Consider the following 20,035-nt stretch of genomic DNA (forward strand, 5'->3'; position numbering starts at 1 on the left):
CACAGGTTTTTGGTTGAATACAAAATTTCTGAAACACGCAAATCCCTGTGGGAGCGGGCTTGCCCGCGAAGGGCCACTTCGGTGTCCTTTAGAGCATAGTCAATCCAGCCTCCGTCATATTCATCAGGTGCTTTCGCGTTCTATGACTTGGCACTGCAGCAGGTTCAGCCGCTGCACCTCGTCGCTCGGCAACACGCCAAGGCTTTCCAGCACGCGTGTTGCGGCGAGTACACCAATCTCCAGTGCCGGTGGTTTGATCGTGCTCAGACTTGGCAAAAGCATCTCGGCGAACGGGTAATCGCCGAAGCCAAGAACGGCGCAATCTTCGGGGATTTTCAAACCTGCGCGTTGCCCGGCGAGCAGGCCGCCGGCGGCGAGGTTGTCGTTGGCGAAGATGATCGCGTCGGGGCGTGGTGAGGCATTCATCAGGGCGTCCATCGCCTGTTTGCCGGCCTCGAATGGCGCGCGATCAGCGTCAGGGGCGTAGACCCAGGGTTCCAGGCCGGATTCTTTTAAAGTCGCCGCGTAACCATCGCGACGTTCCAGCGCGCTGAAATCACCCGGTGCGCTGTTCTGCACGAAGGCGATACGTTGGTAGCCTTTTTCCAGCAGATGTTTTGCCGCCGTCACACCCACTTCAAAATGCGAAAAACCGATCTGCATCGGCTCACGTTCCGGCTGGAAATCCCATGTTTCAATCACCGGAATATCTGCCTCGGCGATCATCTTTTCCGTGCCGGCACTGTGAAAGTGACTGGTCAGTACCAACGCCGCCGGCGACCAGCCGAGAAACGCACGCACGGCATTTTCTTCTTGTTCAGTGCTGAAGTAACTCGACGCCAGCAACAGCTGATAGCCATGGCGGCTAAGCGTATCGCTGAAGCCTTGAATGGTATTGGCGAAGATCGGCCCGGAAATGTTCGGGATCACCATGCCGACGATTTTCCCTCGTGCCGAGGCCAGCCCGCCGGCAACCAGATTCGGTACATAGCCCAACTCCGTCACCACCGCCGCAATGCGCTCGCGGCGCTCGGGCGAAACCTGCTCCGGCTGGTTGAAGTAGCGTGACACGGTGATCGCTGAAACCCCGGCCTCGCGCGCGACGGCATTCAGGGTCACGCGTCCGGCGCCACGGCGTTTGCGGGGTTTTTCTTCGCTCAAGGCGCCATCCCTCTTAAAAACCAAATCGCATATAAAAGTAATTTTTCAGTATTGGACGCTCTATGTGCGGCTTGCCAATACTGGCGATGTTAGCGCTAACAAAGCGCGCTGTCTGCTACTCGCTCGAGCGAATGCCCAAGACACCGATTCAGGCGTTGTCGTCGCAGAACGGCAGCGGTTAAGGGCCAATTTCGAGCGGGCAAACATGCACAATATTCCTGGGGCGACACACACACTGGCGCAGTCGATTCGCGCTGCAGGCTGGTTATTCACGGGATTGGCGGCGCTGTCGTTGCCCAACGCATTTGCTGCCGAGAGCAGTGATCAAGAGCCGACACTCAAATCCGTGACCGTTACGGCCACGCGCCGCGAAGAGTCGTTGCAAAAAGTGCCGGTGGCGGTCTCGGTGATCGATGGCGAGCAGCTTGAGCGTGACAACCGCAACGGCGTGGCGAGCATCGTCCAGCAAGTGCCGTCGCTGAATTTCCGTACCGGCGCTTCGAACAAGGACCCCTCATTGTTCGTGCGCGGCGTCGGTACGATTTCCACCTCGCCGGGCGTCGAGCCGACCGTGGCGACGGTGATCGATGGCGTGGTGTATGCGCGGCCGGGTCAGTCCACGCTCGATCTGCTGGATCTGAAACGCGTCGAAGTATTGCGTGGCCCGCAAGGGACGTTGTTTGGCAAGAACGCTTCGGCCGGTGTACTCAACATCACCAGCAAGGCGCCGACCGCTGAGACCCACGGCTACATTGATCAGTCGTACTACAGCGGCAACGAAAGCCGCACCCGTTTCGGCATCGGCGGCAGCCTGATACCGGACACGTTGAAAGGCTCGATCAGTACGCTGTTCGGCACCTACGACGGCAATGTCGACAACCAACACAACGGTCAGGAGGTCAACGGTTACAACCATCGCGGGGTGCGCGGCAAACTCGAATTCACCCCGAATGACGACGTCACCTTCACCCTGATCGCTGACTACATGCAGTCCCACGACGACGCGCCCAATGGCGTCGTCAGCCAGGCGCTGACGCCGGCCTTCGCCAACGCGCTCAGTCCGGTGAATGCGACCAGCCACAATCGCGATATCAACACCGATACCCGCTCTCACATCGAGGACGTCAACAAAGGCCTGTCCGGCCAGCTCGACTGGCAATTGGGCGATTACACCCTGACGTCGATCACCGCATGGCGCGGCTGGGACAACACCCAGTATCAGGATGGCGATCGCCTTGGCACCGTGACCGCCGCGTTTCCCGGCACGGCGGACAAGGGCGATCTGGCTTTCGACCAATACTCGCAAGAGCTGCGTCTGGCCTCGCCGAAAGGCGAGTTTCTTGAGTACGTCGGCGGCCTGTTCTACATGCATGGCAAGGACGACGAGACCTATCAGCGCACCCTCACCACGACCGCTCGCACTGACCGTGGTGTCGCCGATTACAGCACCACCAATGACAGCCACGCGGTGTTTGGCGAGAGCACGCTGAACTTCACTTCGGACTTTCGCGGCATCGCCGGCCTGCGCTATACCCACGACGATCTGGAATACGATCACCGCCGCGTTTCCACGTCGGCGACCACGGTCAGCGGCATTCAACCGGCGACCAGCAGCTCAGGCTCGGTGGACGAAGATGGCTGGTCCGGCCGCCTCGGTTTGCAGTACGACCTGAGCGATACCGTCACCACTTACCTGACCTATTCGCGCGGTTACAAAGGCCCGGCCTACAACGTGTTCTTCAACATGCAACCGCGCGATACCGAAGCGCTGAAACCGGAGACGTCCAACACCTGGGAGGCGGGGATCAAAGCCACTTCCTGGAACAATCGCCTGACCACCAACCTGACGATCTTCCACAGCGAGTACGACAACTATCAGGCGAACTTTTTCGACACCGTCGCCGGGCAAGTGGTGACGCGGTTGATCAACGCCGGCAGCGTCACCAGTGAAGGCGTCGAACTCGACTACGCCCTGCAAGCCACCCAGCAACTGAAGTTCTCCGGCGCACTGGCCTATACCCGCGCACGCATCGACGAGTTCGCTTGCCCGGCCGGCGCGGCGGCGTCGTGCAACGTCAACGGCAAACCTCTGCCATTCAGCCCGGACTGGAAAGCTACGTGCGTGCCGACTACACCATCCCGCTGGACAACGGTCTCGATATCGAACTGGGCACCGACTACAGCTGGCAAAGCGAAGTGCAGTACGACATCAGCCAGAACCCCGATACCAAACAGGGCGCCTATGGGCTGTGGAACGCCAGCGTCGCCCTGGCCGATTACAGCAATGGCTGGCGCGTCGCGCTGCTCGGCAAGAACCTCGCCGACAAGTCCTATTCGCCATTGCTGGCCAGCGGCGGCAGCTACATCTATCGCGCCGTGCCACGGGATGACGAACGCTACTTCGGCGTGCAACTGCGCAAGGATTTCTGAGATGAGCAAGCAGATGAAACTCGGTGCGTTTCTCATGGCCACCGGGCATCACGTAGCGGCGTGGCGTCATCCGGATGTGCCGGCGAATGCGGGGCTGGATTTCGCCCATTACAAACGTCTGGCACAGATCGCCGAAGCGGCAAAGTTCGATGCGCTGTTTGTCGCCGACAGCGTCGCCGCACCGACCGATGACATCGCCAGCCGCATGGCGCGCTCCGATCACTTCGAGCCGCTGACCTTGCTCTCGGCACTGAGTGCATTGACCGAGCACATCGGCCTGATTGCCACAGCCACCACCAGTTACAACGAGCCGTACCACGTGGCGCGCAAGTTTGCTTCGCTCGATCATTTGTCGGGCGGACGTGCCGGATGGAATCTGGTGACTTCGGACAACGCCGCCGAGGCGCTGAATTTTGGCCGCGATGCACACATCGGCCATGCCGAACGCTACAGCCGTGCCCGCGAATTTCATCAGGTGGTTACCGGGCTCTGGGACAGTTGGGAGGACGATGCCTTCCACCGCGACAAGGCCAGCGGCGCCTATTACCACCCGCATAAGCTGCACGTGCTCGACCATGTCGGTGAACATTTCCGGGTCAAAGGCCCGCTGAATGTCGCGCGCTCGCCGCAGGGACAACCGGTGATTGTTCAGGCCGGATCTTCCGAGGCGGGGCGGGAGTTGGCCGCACAAACCGCTGAAGTGGTGTTCACCGCGCAGACTTCGTTGGCCGCCGCACAGGCGTTTTATGCTGATATCAAGGGACGCTTGGCCAGGTTCGGGCGCAGCACCGATTCGCTGAAAATCATGCCCGGTGTGTTTGTCGTGGTCGGTGCCAGCGAGGCTGAAGCGCAGGAAAAATGTGAAACGTTTCAGCAATTGGTCGAACCGGAGGTGGGCGTCGCGCTGCTTGGGCGTATGCTGGGCAACTTCGATTTATCGAAGTACCCGCTGGACGGCCCTCTGCCAGAGTTGCCGCTAACTGACAGCGGCCAGCGGAGCCGACAGAAACTGCTGACTGAGCTGGCGGGGCGGGAGAATCTGACCCTCGCCGAACTCGGGCGCAGGATCGCTGGCGGACGTGGGCATTACAGCTTGGTCGGGACGCCGGCGCAGATTGCCGATCGCCTGCAGGAATGGTTCGAGCAAGGCGCAGCGGATGGCTTCAACGTGCTGGTGCCGCACCTGCCGGGCGGGCTGGAAGATTTCGCCAGTGGCGTGGTACCGGAACTGCAACGGCGTGGCTTGTTCAGAACTGAATATGAAGGCCGCACGTTGCGGCAGAACCTGGGGCTCGCCCGACCTGTAAACCGCTTCGCATGATTGATGGGGCCTTTGTGGTGAGGGATTTATCCCCGTTCGGCTGCGAAGCAGTCGTAAAACCAGCGCACTCGGTACACCTGATTCACCTAGGTTTCAGGTTTTGGGGCGGCTTTGCCACCCATCGGGGATAAATCCCCTCGCCACAAAGGTGTCCGGTTTCTGATGACTAAAAGACAGACAAGAGAGGATTCGATGACTTACACCGCTGCCGAAAACCGCTATGACTCCATTCCCTACCGCCGCGTCGGCCGCAGCGGTCTGGTGCTGCCGGCCTTGTCACTGGGGCTGTGGCACAACTTTGGTGACAGCACACCGATCTACACCCAGCGCGCCTTGCTGCGCACGGCGTTCGATCTGGGCATCAACCATTTCGATCTGGCCAACAACTATGGCCCGCCCTACGGCAGCGCCGAGATCAATTTCGGTCGCCTGCTGCGCGAGGACTTCAAGCAATATCGCGACGAGCTGATCATCTCCAGCAAGGCCGGTTGGGACATGTGGCCCGGCCCTTACGGCCAGGGCGGCGGTTCGCGTAAATACGTGCTGGCCAGCCTCGACCAGAGCCTGCAACGCCTCGGCCTCGACTATGTGGATATCTTCTATTCGCACCGCTTCGACCCGGACACCCCGCTGGAAGAAACCGCCAGCGCCCTCGCCACCGCTGTGCAGCAGGGCAAGGCGCTGTACATCGGCATCTCGTCCTATTCCGGAGTGAAAACCCGCGAAATGGCCGCGCTCCTGAAAGAGTGGAAGGTGCCGCTGTTGATCCATCAACCGGCGTACAACCTGCTCAATCGCTGGGTGGAAAAGGATTTGCTCGATACCACCGATGAGCTCGGCACGGGCGTGATCGCTTTCACTCCGCTGGCGCAAGGTCTGCTTACCGACAAGTACCTCAACGGCGTGCCAGCGGATGCGCGAGTCAATCGCCCGGGCGGCGGTTCGTTGCAGGCTTCGCACTTGTCCGAAGCAAACATTGCTCACGTGCGAGCGTTGAACGAGATCGCCCAGCGTCGCGGCCAGAGTCTGGCGCAACTGGCACTGGCGTGGACGCTGCGTGATCCACGAGTGACCTCGGCGTTGATCGGCGCGAGCCGGCCGGGGCAGATCATCGAGAACGTGGGGGCGTTGAAGAATCTGGATTTCAGCGCTGAAGAGCTGGCGGAGATCGACCGGTTTGCCCAGGAGGGCGGGATCAATCTTTGGGAGAAGCCTTCGACAGCCGAATAAGCCGCTGAGAGGATCGTTCCCACGCTCTGCGTGGGAATGCCGCCGGGACGCTCCGCGTCCCATCTAAAGCCGAACGCGGAGCGTCCGTTGATGCATTCCCACGCAGAGCGAGGGAACGATCATCAGCTATCACTTGAAGAACGGCACATCCCCCAACACTGTCGCCCGCTGCATCACCCGCCGCGCCGGGCGGTAATCGTCCACCGCGTAATGCTGGGTCACGCGGTTATCCCAGAAGGCGATGTCGTCTTTCTGCCAGCGCCAGCGGATAGTGAATTCCGGCCGGGTCGCGTGGGCGAACAGAAACTTCAGGATCGCCTCGCTCTCGGTTTCCGAGAGCTCGTTGATTTTCGAGGTGAACCCTTCACTGACGAACAGCGAGCGCCGTCCGCTGACCGGATGGGTGCGAATCAGCGGGTGCGACAGCGGTGGATTCTTGCGTCGTGCCTCTTCCCACTGCGCCAGCGCTTCAGGCGTGTTGCCGTAGCGCTCGAGCGGAAACGAACGAGTGAAATCGTGGGTGGCGGTGAGGCCTTCGAGCAGGCTTTTCATCGGCGCCGACAACGCTTCATACGCAGCAATCCCGCTGGCCCACAGCGTGTCGCCACCGAACTCCGGTAGCAACTTGGCGCTGAGCACCGCGCCCATTGCCGGCGTCGGCAGGAAGGTCACGTCGGTGTGCCAGATTGCGTTGTCGCGCACGTCGGTGACCGCGGTGTCGAGGATCAGCACTTCCGGTTGTTCCGGCACGTTCGGGTAGATCGGATGAATGTGCAGGTCGCCGAAATAATGCGCGAAGCGCGCCTGCTGTGCCGGCTCGATCGGCTGGTTGCGAAAGAACAGCACCTGATATTTGAGCAACGCCTGCTCGATGGCGTCGCGGTGCTCCAGGCTCAGCGGCTGGCTGATGTCGACGCCGCTGATCTGCGCACCGAGGGCCGAGCTTAACGGGGTGATGTTGAGGGTGCTCATGGTCGTTCTCTTCGAATTCGGAGTGTCATGCTTTTGTGGGAGCGAGCCTGCTCGCGAATGCAGAGTGTCAGGCGACAGTGCAGTGACTGATCTGACGCTTTCGCGAGCAGGCTCGCTCTCACAGGGGAATTTTCACAAATCGATTTAGTGCGCCTGGCCGTGCCATGGCACGAGTTTGCGCTGCAGGGCACGCAAGCCCATTTCCATGGCGAAGGCGATCAGGGCGATGACCAGAATCCCCAGCACCACCACGTCGGTGACCAGAAATTGCGCCGCCGACTGCACCATGAAGCCCAGGCCGCTGGTGGCCGCGATCAGTTCAGCGGCGACGAGCGTCGACCAGCCGACGCCCAGACCAATGCGCACGCCGGTGAGAATGTCCGGCAGAGCGCTCGGCAAAATCACATGACGAATCAACTGCACGCGCGTCGCACCCAACGACTGCGCCGCGCGCAGTTTTGCCGGATCAACGGTGCGCACACCCGTTGCAGTGGCGATGGCAATCGGCGCGAAAATCGCCAGATAGATCAGTAGCACTTTCGACAACTCGCCGATCCCGCACCAGATCACGATCAGCGGCAGATACGCCAGCGGCGGGATCGGGCGGTAGAACTCGATCAGCGGATCGAGGACACCACGGGCGATGCGATTGGCGCCGATGGCAATGCCCACCGGCACGGCGGTCAGAATCGCAAAAGCGAGGCCCAGACCGATGCGGCTGAGGCTGGCGCCCAGGTGCTGCCACAGCGTCGAATCCATGTATCCCGAGGTCGCGAGTAACCAGCCTTTTTGCAGCACGGCAGAAGGCGGTGGCAAGAACAACGGTTCGATCACGCCGGTCGCGGTCACCGCCCACCAGATCGCCAAGAGGCCGAACAGCGTCAGCAGGCTGATCCAGCGAGTGCTGAGGCTGCGGCGCACCGGGATGCTCACCGAAGGTGTTTTCACCGCCGCAGCGGAAACGTCGTAACTGCTCATGCGCGCTCCTGCCGGGGTACGGCGCTGCGTTGCGAGAAGACTTTGCTCAGCACGTGCTCGCGGGTTTCGATAAAGCGCGGATCGGATTTGACCGCACGGGCCGACTCGCCAGCGGCATAACGCTGACCAAAATCCAATTGCAGCCGCTCAACGATCTGCCCCGGATTCGGTGCCAGCAGAATCAGGTCCGTGGCGAGGAACACCGCTTCTTCAATGTCGTGGGTAATAAGAAAAACCGGTTTGGCAGTGCGCTGCCAGACTTGCAGCAACAGCTCCTGCATCTGCTCGCGAGTGAATGCATCAAGCGCACCGAACGGCTCGTCCATCAGCAACACGCGCGGGTCGGCGGCAAGGGCGCGGGCGAGGCCGACGCGTTGTTTCTGGCCACCGGACAATTGCCAGATGCGCCGGTCTTCGAAACCGGCGAGATCGACCAGCGCGAGCATTTCCCGGGCGCGCTGTTCGCGTTTGTCCTTGGTAACGCCGGCCAGTTCGAGGCCGAAGGCGACGTTGGCCAGTACGTCCTGCCAGGGCAGCAAGGCGTCATCCTGGAACACCACGCCACGTTCGGCGCTCGGACCTTTGACCGGCACGCTGTCGAGGGTGATGCGCCCGGCGCTCGGTTCGACGAAACCGGCAATCAGGTTCAACAGCGAAGTCTTGCCACTGCCGGACGGGCCGAGGGCAACCAGCAGTTGCTGCGGCCCCAGGGTCAGGGAAATATCCGCCAGCACCGGCTCCGGGCTGCCCGGGTACTGTGCGCTGATGCGCTCCAGCTGTAGCAAGGCCATCGCTGTTATCTCCCGATCAGTTGGTGATGTATTTGGCGCTGACGTACGGCGCGTAGTCCGGCAGCACGGCTTCGACCTTGTCTTGCTCCTTGAGGAACGCGGCGGTGTCGGTGATGGCTTTGGTGGTCGGCGCGCCGAGGTCGCTCACCTGATCCGCCGCCAATGGGTAGACGTTGCCCTGCAGCAGCAATGGAATGTCGCTGGCCTTGGCGCCGGAGAGTTTGACCAGTTTGTCGACGTTGCTCTGGTTGGCCAGCCAGGCCTGCGGATCCTTGCGGTAATCGGCGTAGGCATCGAGGGTGACCTTGGCGAATGCGGTGACGATTTCCGGGTGCTTGGCGGCGAAGTCCTTGCGCACGATCCACGCATCGAAGGTTGGTGCGCCGAACTTGGCCAACTCGCCGGAGGTAATCAGCACTTTGCCGTTTTCCTTGGCGACGCCCAGTGCCGGATCCCACACGTAAGTGGCGTCGATGTCGCCGCGCTTCCACGCCGCGATGATCGCTGGCGGCGCGAGGTTGAGCACAGTGACTTTCGACGGGTCGATGTTCCAGTGCTTGAGCGCGGCGAGCAGGCTGTAGTGCCCGGTGGACACGAACGGCACGGCGATTTTCTTGCCGATCAGATTCTGCGGAGTCTTGATGCCGGAGCCGTCGCGCGCGACCAGTGCTTCAGCGGCGCCGATCTGCGTGGCAATCAGGAAGGTTTCTACCGGTACCTTGCGGGTGATCGCGGCGGTCAGTGGACTCGAACCGAGGTAGCCGATCTGCACATCGCCGGACGCGATGGCGGCGATGATGTCGGCGCCGTTATCGAACTTGCGCCAGCTGATATCGGCCTTGGTGGCTTTCTCGTAGGCGCCGTCGGCCTGAGCGACTTTGGCCGGGTCGACGGTAGTCTGGTAGGCAACGGTGAGGTCGGCCGCCTGGGCGAGGAAGCTTGCAGCGGCCAGCGAGGCGGCGGCGAGCAGGCGAAGCGGGAAATTCAGTTTCAATTGAGAGCTCCAGATCAGGCGACCGAATGTCGGCGTGAACGGAGACTAAATGATCTAAGAATTCAAAAATAAATAACTTTTTCGAATGAGCTTATGAGCGGAAAAATCTAAGGCAGGAGAGGATGTGAGCTTTTGACTGATCGTTCCCACGCTCTGCATGGTAACGCCTCAAGGGACGCTCTGCGTCCAAAGCGACGCGGAGCGTCACAGGCTGCATTCCCACGCAGAGCGTGGGAACGATCATGGCCGGGGCGGCTTTAATTGCTGATGGCGAGGATACTCGCCTGATACGCACCAACAAAGACGTCGAAATCGCCGACTTCGTTCTGCTCAAGCTCGGTCTGCTGCGCCAGCGACGCGCGCGCCAGTTCTTCAAACTTCGCTTGCTCGTCAGCTGCCAACGGCTCGCTGCGGAAGAACTCGGCATGGGCCTGGCTCTGACGCAGGGAGAACTGCGCAAAGCTTTCCTTGTGCTCGGCCATGGCGGCCAACACCTGCGCCGATGGCGTCAACGACGGGTCGTTGACCTTGGCCAGTTGCGCATCCAGCGCCTTGCTGTGGGCATCACCGCCAACGCTCTGATCAAGCATCGCCGCCAGCGGAGCAATCTGCTCCAGCAGCTCGGCCGCCCACTGTTTCATCTCGACCGGCTGACCGTCACGCTGCAATTGCAGGCCCGGACGGCGGCCTTCCTTGACCACGCTGAGGAAGTTCGAGGTGGCATTGCCGCACGAAGTGTTGGTCAGCAGCGGGCTGTCGTTCAGCGCGCAATACAGCAGGAAGGCGTCGATGAAGCGCGACTCGGTGATATCGATGCCCATCGGCAGGAACGGGTTGATGTCCAGGCAGCGCACTTCGACGTACTGAATGCCGCGCGCCATCAGCGCCTGGATCGGCCGCTCGCCGGTGTAGGTCACGCGTTTCGGGCGGATGTTGGAGTAGTACTCGTTTTCGATCTGCAGGATGTTGGTGTTGAGCTGCACCCACTCACCATCCTTGTGCGTACCGACTTCAACATACGGCGCATACGGCGTGGCCACGGCTTCGCGCAGGCTGTCGGTATAGCTCGCCAGATCGTTGTAGCACGGTGTCAGGCCGGCCTGGGCGTTGCTCTGATAACCGAGATCGCTCATGCGCAGGCTGGTGGCGTACGGCAGATAGAGGGTGTCCGGATCGAGTTGTTCGAGCTGATGCGAACGCCCGCGCAGGAAACCGGCGTCCAGCGCCGGCGAAGCACCGAACAGGTACATCAGCAGCCAGCTGTAGCGACGGAAGTTGCGGATCAGGGCGATATAGGACACTGACTGGAAATCGCGGTCAGTGCCGACGAAACCTTCGGCTTCGCGCAGCAATGGCCAAAGCTGTTCCGGCAGGGAGAAGTTGTAGTGAATCCCGGCAATGCATTGCATGGTCTTGCCGTAACGCAGGGCCAGGCCCTTGCGGTAGACGTACTTGAGCTGACCGATGTTGGAGGTGCCGTAATAGGCGATCGGAATGTCTTCCTCGGCCGGCAACGGGCACGGCATCGATGGACTCCACAGGTACTCGTTGCCGAGTTTGCTGTAGGCAAAGCGATGAATCTTGTCCAGGCTCGCCAGCGTGTCGGCAGGATCCGGCAGGGCAGGCGTGATGAATTCCAGCAGCGACTCGGAGTAGTCGGTGGTGATCTGTTCGTTGGTCAGCGCGGAACCCAGGGCTTCGGGGTGCGGCGTCTGCGCCAGGCGACCTTCACTGGTCACGCGCAGGCACTCACGTTCGATACCGTGCAGGCACTGCTTGAGCAGAGAGAGGTTAGCGCGCTCGCCAAGCAGAGCCAGGCGGCGGTTGAGAAGTTCGCTCAATTTGGATTCCTTCACGCGTCAGTCGCCCCAATATGGGGGTGGGCAGGACGGTCTACAAGGGTGAAGTTGAAACTGGCGTTATCGCCTGGTTTTCTAGCCTGTCAGCCGCACACATAACCCGTAGGAGCTGCCGAAGGCTGCGATCTTTTGATTTTGTTTTTTAACACCAAGATCAAAAGATCGCAGCCTGCGGCAGCTCCTGCAGGATTCGTTGCGCCGAAATTAACTCAAAATGATGAGCAACATCTACAGGACAGCGAAGGTGCCTTGCGCTTTTGCGACCAGTTTGTCGCCCTGCATCACCTCGGCTTCGACCACCAGCGTGCGCCGGCCCGGGTGGATCACCCGCGCCGTGCACAGCACCTCGCCCTCGGAAACGGCGCGGATGTAGTTGATCTTGCATTCGATGGTCGCGCTCTGCTGATCGAAGCCATGGCTGCTGGAGCAAGCCAGGCCCATGGCAATGTCGACCAGGCTGAACAGCGCGCCGCCGTGCAATTTGCCGCCACGGTTGCGCAGTTCGGGCTCAAGCACCAGGGCGACTTGCGCCACCCCGGTGTCGAGGCTGTGCAGGCGGCAGCCCAACAGCTTGAAAAACGCGCTCTCGACGAGCCCGGCCGGCATGTCCATCAGCGTTTCTTCAATTGCTTGGCGTTGGCGAACAGCGAGGCCATCGCGTTGTTCACCGGTGCGGCGGTCGCAGTTTCCTTGCGTGGCGCATTGCCCGAAGACTGGCGCGGTGCCGAGCCCGGACGCGAGCCACGGGCGCCGTCGACCTTCTCGCCCGGCGTGTCGCTCATGCGCATCGACAGGCCGACGCGTTTGCGCGGAATGTCGACTTCCATGACCTTCACTTTCACCACGTCACCGGCCTTGACCGCTTCGCGTGGGTCCTTGATGAACTTCTCCGAGAGCGCCGAGATGTGCACCAGACCATCCTGATGCACGCCGATGTCAACGAACGCACCGAACGCCGTAACGTTGGTCACCACGCCTTCAAGGATCATCCCCAGTTGCAGGTCCTTGAGGTCTTCGACGCCTTCCTGGAACTCGGCAGTCTTGAACTCCGGACGTGGATCGCGACCGGGTTTTTCCAGTTCTTGCAGGATGTCGGTCACGGTGGGCAGACCGAAGGTTTCATCGGTGAATTTCTTCGGATCCAGACGCTTGAGAAACGCGGCATCGCCGATCAGCGAGCGGATGTCGCGGTCGGTTTCAGCGGCAATGCGCTGCACCAGCGGATAGGCTTCCGGGTGCACCGCCGAGGAATCCAGCGGGTTGTCGCCGTTCATTACGCGCAAGAAACCGGCGGCCTGTTCGAAGGTTTTTTCGCCCAGGCGCGCGACTTTCTTCAGTGCTGCACGGGTTTTGAATGCGCCATGTTCGTCACGGTGAGCAACGATGTTCTGCGCCAGCGTTGCGTTGAGCCCGGAGATCCGTGCCAGCAAAGCCACGGAGGCGGTATTCACATCCACGCCCACGGCGTTCACGCAATCCTCGACCACAGCATCCAGACCGCGCGCCAGTTTCAGTTGCGAGACGTCGTGCTGATATTGGCCGACACCAATGGATTTCGGATCGATTTTCACCAGTTCGGCCAGCGGATCCTGCAAGCGACGGGCGATCGACACGGCGCCACGGATCGACACGTCGAGGTCCGGGAATTCCTTGGCCGCCAGTTCCGAGGCCGAGTACACCGAGGCGCCGGCTTCGGACACCATGACCTTGGTCATTTTCATCGCTGGATATTTTTTTATCAGTTCGATCGCCAGCTTGTCGGTCTCACGGCTGGCAGTACCGTTGCCGATGGCGATCAGATCCACCGAGTGCTTGGCGCACAGCGCGGCGAGAATGGCGATGGTCTGATCCCATTTGTTGTGCGGCACGTGCGGGTAAACCGTGGCGTGATCGAGCAGCTTGCCGGTCGAGTCGACCACGGCCACCTTGCAGCCGGTACGCAGGCCCGGGTCGAGGCCCAAGGTCGCGCGCGGGCCGGCCGGAGCGGCCAGCAGCAGGTCGTGCAGGTTGTGCGCGAAGACGTTGATCGCTTCGGTTTCGGCGCCATCGCGCAACTCGCCCAGCAGATCGGTTTCCAGGTGGGTGTAGAGCTTGACCTTCCAGGTCCAGCGCACCACTTCGCCCAGCCACTTGTCCGCCGGGCGGTTCTGGTTCTGGATGCCGAACTGCTGGCCGATCATGCCTTCGCACGGGTGCATGGTGCCGGGCAGCTCATCGCCGACTTTCAGCGCGGAGCTGAGAATGCCTTCATTGCGGCCGCGGAAAATGGCGAGGGCGCGGTGCGACGGCATGCTTTTCAGCGGCTCGTCGTGCTCGAAATAATCGCGGAATTTGGCGCCTTCCTCTTCCTTGCCGGCGATGACGCGGGCACTGAGGATCGCTTCCTGCTTGAGGAAATTGCGCAGCTTTTCCAGCAGGCTGGCGTCCTCGGCGAAGCGCTCCATCAGGATGTACTTGGCGCCTTCCAGTGCAGCCTTGACATCGGCCACGCCTTTTTCGGCGTCGACGAAGCGCGCGGCTTCGGTTTCCGGCGACAGGTTCGGGTCGTTGAACAAGCCGTCGGCCAGTTCGCCGAGGCCGGCCTCGAGGGCGATCTGGCCCTTGGTGCGGCGCTTCTGCTTGTACGGCAGGTACAAGTCTTCGAGACGGGTTTTGGTGTCGGCGAGCTTGATGTCGCGCTCGAGGGCAGGAGTGAGTTTGCCTTGCTCTTCGATGCTGGCGAGGATGCTGATGCGCCGTTCGTCGAGTTCTCGCAGGTAGCGCAGGCGCTCTTCCAGATGACGCAACTGGGTGTCATCGAGGCTGCCGGTGACTTCTTTCCGGTAACGGGCGATGAAGGGAACGGTAGAACCTTCATCGAGTAGCGCGACGGCCGCTTCGACCTGTTGTGGGCGTACGCCGAGTTCCTCGGCAATGCGGCTGTTGATGCTGTCCATAAAACCACCTGACATAGTTTGAAAGCAGGCTCTCAGGCACGCAGATAAAGGCCTGGAGGCTGATTGAGCGGCTAGTAGATTGCCGCTGCCTGGATCAAGAGGCAGCCCATTGACCCGTAAAATCGAACAGTTGCTGCACAGGGCCGGAAAAAATACCGGCCACTTACGGTAACGATTCAGACGTTGCCTGGCGCAAAACGCCGCGCATTATAACCAGCGTTCTGTCATTCGGGGGCGTTGCAGCCTGTAGGCATAAACCCCGGTTTTCTGGCAGTGAAGGAAAAATCTGCTAACAATGCACACGGTGCGTATAACGGCAGCTACGCCATAATGCGCGCCGAGCTAAAAGGAGCATCCAATGAGCAGCACTGCACAAACGGCTGAAGGCGAAAAAATTCTAATCGTTGATGACGATCCGGGGCTGAGCAGCCTGCTGGAGCGTTTCTTCGTCAGCAAGGGCTACCGTGCCCGTACCGTTCCGAACACCGAGCAGATGGACCGTCTGCTGGCGCGTGAAGTGTTCAATCTGGTCGTCCTCGACCTGATGCTGCCGGGCGAAGACGGCCTGACCGCGTGCCGCCGCCTGCGCGGCGCGAACAACCAGATTCCGATCATCATGCTCACCGCCAAGGGCGATGAGCTGAGCCGCATCAAGGGCCTTGAACTGGGCGCCGACGATTACCTGGCCAAGCCGTTCAACCCGGACGAGCTGATGGCACGGGTCAAAGCGGTATTGCGCCGTCAGGCCGCACCGGTACCGGGCGCACCGGGCAGCGAAGACGAAAACGTCACCTTCGGTGATTACGTGTTGTCGCTGGCCACCCGCGAACTCAAGCGTGGCGATGAAGTGCACATGCTCACCACCGGTGAGTTCGCGGTACTCAAGGCGCTGGTGATGAACGCTCGTCAGCCACTGACCCGTGACAAGCTGATGAATCTCGCCCGTGGCCGTGAATGGGATGCGCTCGAGCGTTCCATCGACGTGCAGATCTCGCGTCTGCGCCGGATGATCGAACCCGATCCGTCGAAACCGCGTTACATCCAGACCGTCTGGGGCGTGGGTTACGTGTTCGTACCGGATGGCACCGCCACCAAGTGATCGGTGATTTGTAGGAGCGGGTCTGCAAGGCTCTGGCCGCACGGCCATTGCCACAGACTCGCAATCCGCAATATGCGAGCATTGCTCGCTCCTGCAAGTGTGTAGCGGTTAAAGATGAAAACCCCCGTCTGGTTCCCCCAAAGTTTTTCTCCCGCACCCTCTGGCTGGTGCTGATCGTCGTGCTGTTTTCCAAGGCGCTGACCCTGGTTTATCTGTTGATGAACGAGGACGTGCTGGTGGATCGCCAATACAGCCATGGCGTCGCTCTGACGCTGCGCGCCTATTGGGCCGCCGACGAAGAAAACCGCGCAAAAATCGCCGATGCCGCGACCCTGATCCGCGTGGTTGGCGCCGGTGTGCCGGAAGGCGAACAACACTGGCCGTACAGCGAAATCTATCAGCGCCAAATGCAGGCCGAACTGGGGGCCGACACTGAGGTGCGCTTGCGCATGCACTCGCCGCCGGCATTGTGGGTGAGGGCGCCGAGCCTGGGCGATGGCTGGCTGAAAGTACCGCTGTATCCGCATCCGCTGCGCGGCCAGAAAATCTGGAACGTGCTCGGCTGGTTCCTCGCCATCGGCCTGCTATCGACGGCGTCGGCATGGATTTTCGTCAGCCAGCTCAACCAGCCGCTGAAGCGTCTGGTGTATGCCGCGCGACAACTCGGCCAGGGCCGCAGCGTGCGCCTGCCGATCAGCGACACGCCCAGCGAAATGACCGAGGTTTACCGCGCCTTCAATCAGATGGCCGAGGACGTCGAACAGGCCGGGCGTGAGCGTGAGCTGATGCTCGCCGGCGTCTCCCATGACTTGCGCACACCGCTGACGCGCTTGCGCCTGTCGCTGGAACTGATGGGCGATCACACCGACCTCACCGACGACATGGTTCGCGACATCGAAGACATGGATGCGATTCTCGACCAGTTCCTCGCGTTCATCCGCGACGGTCGCGATGAGTCTGTAGAAGAAGTCGACCTCAGCGATCTGGTGCGCGAAGTTGCCGCGCCATACAACCAGAATGAAGAGAAGGTACGTTTGCGCCTGGAACCGATCCAGCCGTTTCCGCTACGTCGAGTATCGATGAAACGCCTGCTTAATAACCTGATCGGCAACGCCTTGAACCATGCCGGCACGGGTGTTGAGGTCGCGGCTTATGTGTCAGGAGATACCAGCGCGCCGTATGTGGTCCTGAGTGTGATGGACCGTGGCGCCGGTATCGATCCGTCCGAGCTTGAAGCAATCTTCAACCCGTTTACCCGAGGTGATCGGGCTCGCGGTGGCAAAGGTACCGGGCTGGGACTGGCGATCGTGAAAAGGATTGCGGCGATGCATGGCGGCAATGTCGAATTGCGCAACCGGTCCGGGGTGGACTGGAGGCGCGGGTGAGATTGCCGCTTGGATTGATGTTGCCCCGAGATGCGGTCTAGAAGCAGCTGCAAGCTTCAAGCTGCAAGTTGCAAGTTGCAAGCAAAGCGCTGTTCACTTGCCGCTTGAAGCTTGCCGCTAGCACCTGCTTTTCTAGCCCTTGCCCTTGGTGCGGGTCATATTCGGCCCGCCATTCTTTTCCAGATGCTCGATGATGATCCCGGCGACATTCTTGCCGGTGGTGGTCTCGATCCCTTCCAGTCCCGGCGACGAATTGACTTCCATCACCAGCGGCCCGTGATTGGAGCGCAGGATATCCACACCCGCCACTGCCAGGCCCATTACCTTGGCCGCGCGCAACGCGGTCATGCGTTCTTCCGGGGTGATCTTGATCAGGCTGGCGCTGCCGCCGCGATGCAGGTTGGAACGAAACTCGCCCGGCTTGGCCTGACGCTTCATTGCCGCGATCACCTTGTCGCCGACCACGAAGCAGCGGATATCCGCGCCGCCGGCTTCCTTGATGTATTCCTGAACCATGATGTTCTGCTTCAGGCCCATGAATGCTTCGATCACCGACTCTGCCGCCGTCGCGGTTTCGCACAGCACCACGCCGATGCCCTGAGTGCCTTCGAGTACCTTGATCACCAGCGGTGCGCCGTTGACCATGGCGATCAGATCGGGAATGTCGTCCGGCGAGTGGGCAAAACCGGTGACCGGCAAACCGATTCCGCGCCGCGACAGCAGCTGCAGGGAACGCAATTTGTCCCGCGAGCGGGCAATGGCCACCGACTCGTTGAGCGGGAACACGCCCATCATTTCGAACTGACGCAACACCGCGCAGCCGTAGAACGTCACCGACGCGCCGATCCGCGGGATCACCGCATCAAAACCTTCCAGCGGTTTGCCGCGGTAATGGATCTGCGGCTTGTGGCTGGCAATGTTCATGTAGGCGCGCAAGGTGTCGATCACCACCATTTCATGCCCGCGCTCGATTCCGGCTTCGACCAGACGGCGGGTGGAATACAGACGCGGATTACGCGACAGCACAGCGATCTTCATGCAACACCTGTGGAGGAGGTAGATACCGGGAACACCGGCTTGTCTTGTACATACTTGATGCCCGGATTGACCACCAGTTGGCCATCGATCAGGGCTTTGGAACCGAGCAACAGGCGATAACGCATGGACTTGCGGCAGGCCAAAGTGAATTCCACTGGCCAGACCCGATCGCCCAAAGCCAGCGTGGTACTGATCACGTAGCGCACCTGCGCATGGCCGTTGGAGCTCTTGATGGTTTTGCGCGTGACCAGCGGCGCTTCGCAGCGCCGGTGACGCAGTTGCACCACCGTGCCTAGGTGCGCGGTGAAACGCACCCATTTCTCGCCGTCGCGTTCGAACGGTTCGATATCGGTGGCGTGCAGGCTGGAGGTGCTGGCGCCGGTGTCGATTTTTGCGCGCAGGCCCGCGACTCCCAGGCCCGGGAGCGCCACCCACTCGCGCAGACCGACAACGGTCAAATGATCAAATGTCTTCAAAGAAAAAACCAAGGGTTAACGCTTCCAGGCTTCGTCTGGCACCTGGGGCAACGCTTTGAAAGCAGGTTTGGCGAACCAGTAGCCCTGCATCAGAAATATTCCACAGTCCGCGAGGAAGTCCCGTTCCCCGGCGCTCTCGATGCCCTCGGCAATGACTGTAACGTTCAACTCCGCACACATTGTGACAATCCCCCGCACGATTACCTGACGGACACGGTCTTGATCGATATCGCGGATCAGCGCCATGTCGAGTTTGATCAGGTCCGGTTGGAAATCAGCCAGCAGATTGAGCCCCGAATAACCGGCACCGAAATCGTCGATGGCGGTCTTGAAGCCGAATTCGCGGTATTCACGCAGAATATTGGTCAAATGGCGATAATTATCTACGTGCTCGATCTCCAGGGTTTCGAAAATCAGCCGGTCGATCGGAAAGTTGTGTTTTCGTGCGGCCTCCAGTGTGCTGCGAATGCATAACTCTGGACGGTAGACGGCGTTGGGCAAAAAGTTGATCGACAAGTGTGTCTGCATATTAAGACTGGCCGCGCCTTCGATGGCGCGAGTCCGGCAGAGCTGGTCGAAGCGGTAGCGGTTGTCTTCTGTAACCTGATTTAACACGGACAGCGCCCCTCACCGGCCACACCGCGCACCAGCGCTTCATGGGCGAATACCGATTGGTCGCGCAGATCGACGATCGGCTGGTAGGCGAAGGCAAAATCGAAGTCCAGCGGCTCGCTCTGCTGGCAGCCCTGGCAACCGCCCTTTGGCGAGGTCAATGAAGTCGGAAATTTTGTCACTCGATCACTCCAGGCCGGTCAGGCGGCGAAGATCACAGTCTATCTGGTGGGCCGAGTTCTTGCGCCCGACAGAAACGGTAGTACAGTTCCGACTACTGGCTGAGCGAGGAATTCATATGGGACAGAAGCAGGAAGAGGACGACAAGGTCCGTCTCGATAAATGGCTGTGGGCGGCGCGTTTCTACAAGACCCGTGCGCTGGCCAAAGCAGCCATTGAAAGTGGCAAGGTGCATTGCCGTGGCGAGCGCTGCAAACCGGGCAAGGAACCACGCATCGGTGACGAGTTCGAGATTCGCACCGGCTTCGAAGTGCGCACGGTGAGGGTCGAGGCGTTGTCGATCGTGCGTCGGGGCGCACCCGAGGCGCAGACCCTGTATGCCGAGACCGAAGCGAGTATCGCCAAGCGCGAAGCAGCTGCGGCGATGCGCAAGGCAGGGTCGTTGGGCGTGAGCACCGATGGCAAGCCGAGCAAAAAGCAGCGGCGTGATTTGTTCAAGTTTCGCGGTAGCAGCAACGAAGATTGAAACGTTATGCCGGCCTCTTCGCGAGCGGGCTCGCTCCCACATTTGAT

General features: G+C 60.7%; 14 protein-coding genes and 3 pseudogenes. 6 read left to right on the forward strand and 11 right to left on the reverse strand.

Annotated elements, in window-relative coordinates:
- Positions 1-123: 123 nt before the first annotated feature.
- Positions 124-1,161 (reverse strand): LacI family DNA-binding transcriptional regulator, encoded by a 1,038-nt coding sequence (locus LJU32_05810; protein WKV89839.1) that lies wholly within the window; start codon positions 1,159-1,161, stop codon positions 124-126.
- Between the two features lie 205 nt (positions 1,162-1,366).
- Here LJU32_05810 and LJU32_05815 point away from each other — a divergent pair.
- The 3 genes and pseudogenes from LJU32_05815 to mgrA all read left to right on the forward strand — a co-directional run bounded on the left by LJU32_05815 (position 1,367) and on the right by mgrA (position 6,142).
- Positions 1,367-3,591: pseudogene (locus tag LJU32_05815) on the forward strand (TonB-dependent receptor).
- A 1-nt stretch (position 3,592) separates the two neighbouring features.
- The gene (locus tag LJU32_05820) at positions 3,593-4,912 is read left to right on the forward strand and encodes an LLM class flavin-dependent oxidoreductase (protein ID WKV89840.1); all 1,320 of its coding nucleotides are present in this window, start codon (positions 3,593-3,595) and stop codon (positions 4,910-4,912) included.
- A 192-nt stretch (positions 4,913-5,104) separates the two neighbouring features.
- Positions 5,105-6,142 (forward strand): L-glyceraldehyde 3-phosphate reductase, encoded by a 1,038-nt coding sequence (gene mgrA / locus LJU32_05825; protein WKV89841.1) that lies wholly within the window; start codon positions 5,105-5,107, stop codon positions 6,140-6,142.
- Positions 6,143-6,271: 129 nt separating this feature from the next.
- Here mgrA and tauD read toward each other — a convergent pair whose 3' ends face one another.
- From tauD to LJU32_05860, 7 genes are all read right to left on the reverse strand, one after another.
- Positions 6,272-7,114, reverse strand: coding sequence for a taurine dioxygenase (tauD, locus tag LJU32_05830; GenBank protein WKV89842.1), 843 nt, complete (start codon positions 7,112-7,114; stop codon positions 6,272-6,274).
- Between the two features lie 144 nt (positions 7,115-7,258).
- The gene (gene tauC / locus LJU32_05835) at positions 7,259-8,092 is read right to left on the reverse strand and encodes a taurine ABC transporter permease TauC (protein ID WKV89843.1); all 834 of its coding nucleotides are present in this window, start codon (positions 8,090-8,092) and stop codon (positions 7,259-7,261) included.
- A complete protein-coding gene (gene tauB, locus LJU32_05840) occupies positions 8,089-8,883 on the reverse strand; it encodes a taurine ABC transporter ATP-binding subunit (GenBank protein ID WKV89844.1) in 795 nt (264 codons plus the stop codon). The genes tauC and tauB overlap by 4 nt, the downstream gene beginning before the upstream one ends.
- Before the next feature lie 16 nt (positions 8,884-8,899).
- A complete protein-coding gene (gene tauA / locus LJU32_05845; GenBank protein WKV89845.1) occupies positions 8,900-9,877 on the reverse strand; it encodes a taurine ABC transporter substrate-binding protein in 978 nt (325 codons plus the stop codon).
- A gap of 257 nt (positions 9,878-10,134) precedes the next feature.
- A complete protein-coding gene (gene gshA, locus LJU32_05850; GenBank protein ID WKV89846.1) occupies positions 10,135-11,718 on the reverse strand; it encodes a glutamate--cysteine ligase in 1,584 nt (527 codons plus the stop codon).
- Between the two features lie 246 nt (positions 11,719-11,964).
- The gene (locus tag LJU32_05855) at positions 11,965-12,348 is read right to left on the reverse strand and encodes a PaaI family thioesterase (protein WKV89847.1); all 384 of its coding nucleotides are present in this window, start codon (positions 12,346-12,348) and stop codon (positions 11,965-11,967) included.
- The gene (locus LJU32_05860) at positions 12,348-14,672 is read right to left on the reverse strand and encodes an RNA-binding transcriptional accessory protein (protein WKV89848.1); all 2,325 of its coding nucleotides are present in this window, start codon (positions 14,670-14,672) and stop codon (positions 12,348-12,350) included. The genes LJU32_05855 and LJU32_05860 overlap by 1 nt, the downstream gene beginning before the upstream one ends.
- Before the next feature lie 358 nt (positions 14,673-15,030).
- On the opposite strand from LJU32_05860, the gene ompR reads away from it, so the two are divergent.
- Both ompR and LJU32_05870 read left to right on the forward strand, forming a co-directional pair.
- Positions 15,031-15,771 (forward strand): two-component system response regulator OmpR, encoded by a 741-nt coding sequence (ompR, locus tag LJU32_05865; protein WKV89849.1) that lies wholly within the window; start codon positions 15,031-15,033, stop codon positions 15,769-15,771.
- 114 nt (positions 15,772-15,885) lie between these two features.
- Positions 15,886-17,197 (forward strand): annotated as a pseudogene (locus LJU32_05870) (HAMP domain-containing protein).
- Between the two features lie 91 nt (positions 17,198-17,288).
- On the opposite strand, the gene rimK reads toward LJU32_05870, so the two are convergent.
- The 3 genes and pseudogenes from rimK to LJU32_05885 form a co-directional block, all read right to left on the reverse strand.
- Entirely contained in the window at positions 17,289-18,194 is a 906-nt protein-coding gene (gene rimK / locus LJU32_05875) for a 30S ribosomal protein S6--L-glutamate ligase (GenBank protein WKV89850.1), read from the reverse strand.
- The gene (locus tag LJU32_05880) at positions 18,191-18,652 is read right to left on the reverse strand and encodes an ATP-dependent zinc protease (protein ID WKV91046.1); all 462 of its coding nucleotides are present in this window, start codon (positions 18,650-18,652) and stop codon (positions 18,191-18,193) included. The genes rimK and LJU32_05880 overlap by 4 nt, the downstream gene beginning before the upstream one ends.
- Before the next feature lie 33 nt (positions 18,653-18,685).
- Positions 18,686-19,464: pseudogene (locus LJU32_05885) on the reverse strand (EAL domain-containing protein).
- A 116-nt stretch (positions 19,465-19,580) separates the two neighbouring features.
- Between LJU32_05885 and LJU32_05890 the strand changes: the two are divergent.
- On the forward strand, positions 19,581-19,988 hold the full coding sequence (locus LJU32_05890) for an RNA-binding protein (GenBank protein WKV89851.1): 408 nt from the start codon (positions 19,581-19,583) through the stop codon (positions 19,986-19,988).
- Positions 19,989-20,035: the final 47 nt, after the last annotated feature.

The sequence above is a fragment of the Pseudomonas sp. B21_DOA genome (assembly GCA_030544685.1).
GTDB classification, from domain to species: domain Bacteria; phylum Pseudomonadota; class Gammaproteobacteria; order Pseudomonadales; family Pseudomonadaceae; genus Aquipseudomonas; species Aquipseudomonas fluorescens_AO.

What these genes read in the sequence shown, in the direction of transcription:
- ompR (WKV89849.1), top strand. Translation starts at nt 15,031, where the DNA reads ATGAGCAGCACTGCACAAACGGCTGAAGGCGAAAAAATTCTAATCGTT.
- LJU32_05855 (WKV89847.1), bottom strand. Translation starts at nt 12,348, where the DNA reads ATGGACATGCCGGCCGGGCTCGTCGAGAGCGCGTTTTTCAAGCTGTTG.
- tauB (WKV89844.1), bottom strand. Translation starts at nt 8,883, where the DNA reads ATGGCCTTGCTACAGCTGGAGCGCATCAGCGCACAGTACCCGGGCAGC.
- tauC (WKV89843.1), bottom strand. Translation starts at nt 8,092, where the DNA reads ATGAGCAGTTACGACGTTTCCGCTGCGGCGGTGAAAACACCTTCGGTG.
- rimK (WKV89850.1), bottom strand. Translation starts at nt 18,194, where the DNA reads ATGAAGATCGCTGTGCTGTCGCGTAATCCGCGTCTGTATTCCACCCGC.
- tauD (WKV89842.1), bottom strand. Translation starts at nt 7,114, where the DNA reads ATGAGCACCCTCAACATCACCCCGTTAAGCTCGGCCCTCGGTGCGCAG.
- mgrA (WKV89841.1), top strand. Translation starts at nt 5,105, where the DNA reads ATGACTTACACCGCTGCCGAAAACCGCTATGACTCCATTCCCTACCGC.
- LJU32_05860 (WKV89848.1), bottom strand. Translation starts at nt 14,672, where the DNA reads ATGGACAGCATCAACAGCCGCATTGCCGAGGAACTCGGCGTACGCCCA.
- LJU32_05820 (WKV89840.1), top strand. Translation starts at nt 3,593, where the DNA reads ATGAGCAAGCAGATGAAACTCGGTGCGTTTCTCATGGCCACCGGGCAT.
- LJU32_05890 (WKV89851.1), top strand. Translation starts at nt 19,581, where the DNA reads ATGGGACAGAAGCAGGAAGAGGACGACAAGGTCCGTCTCGATAAATGG.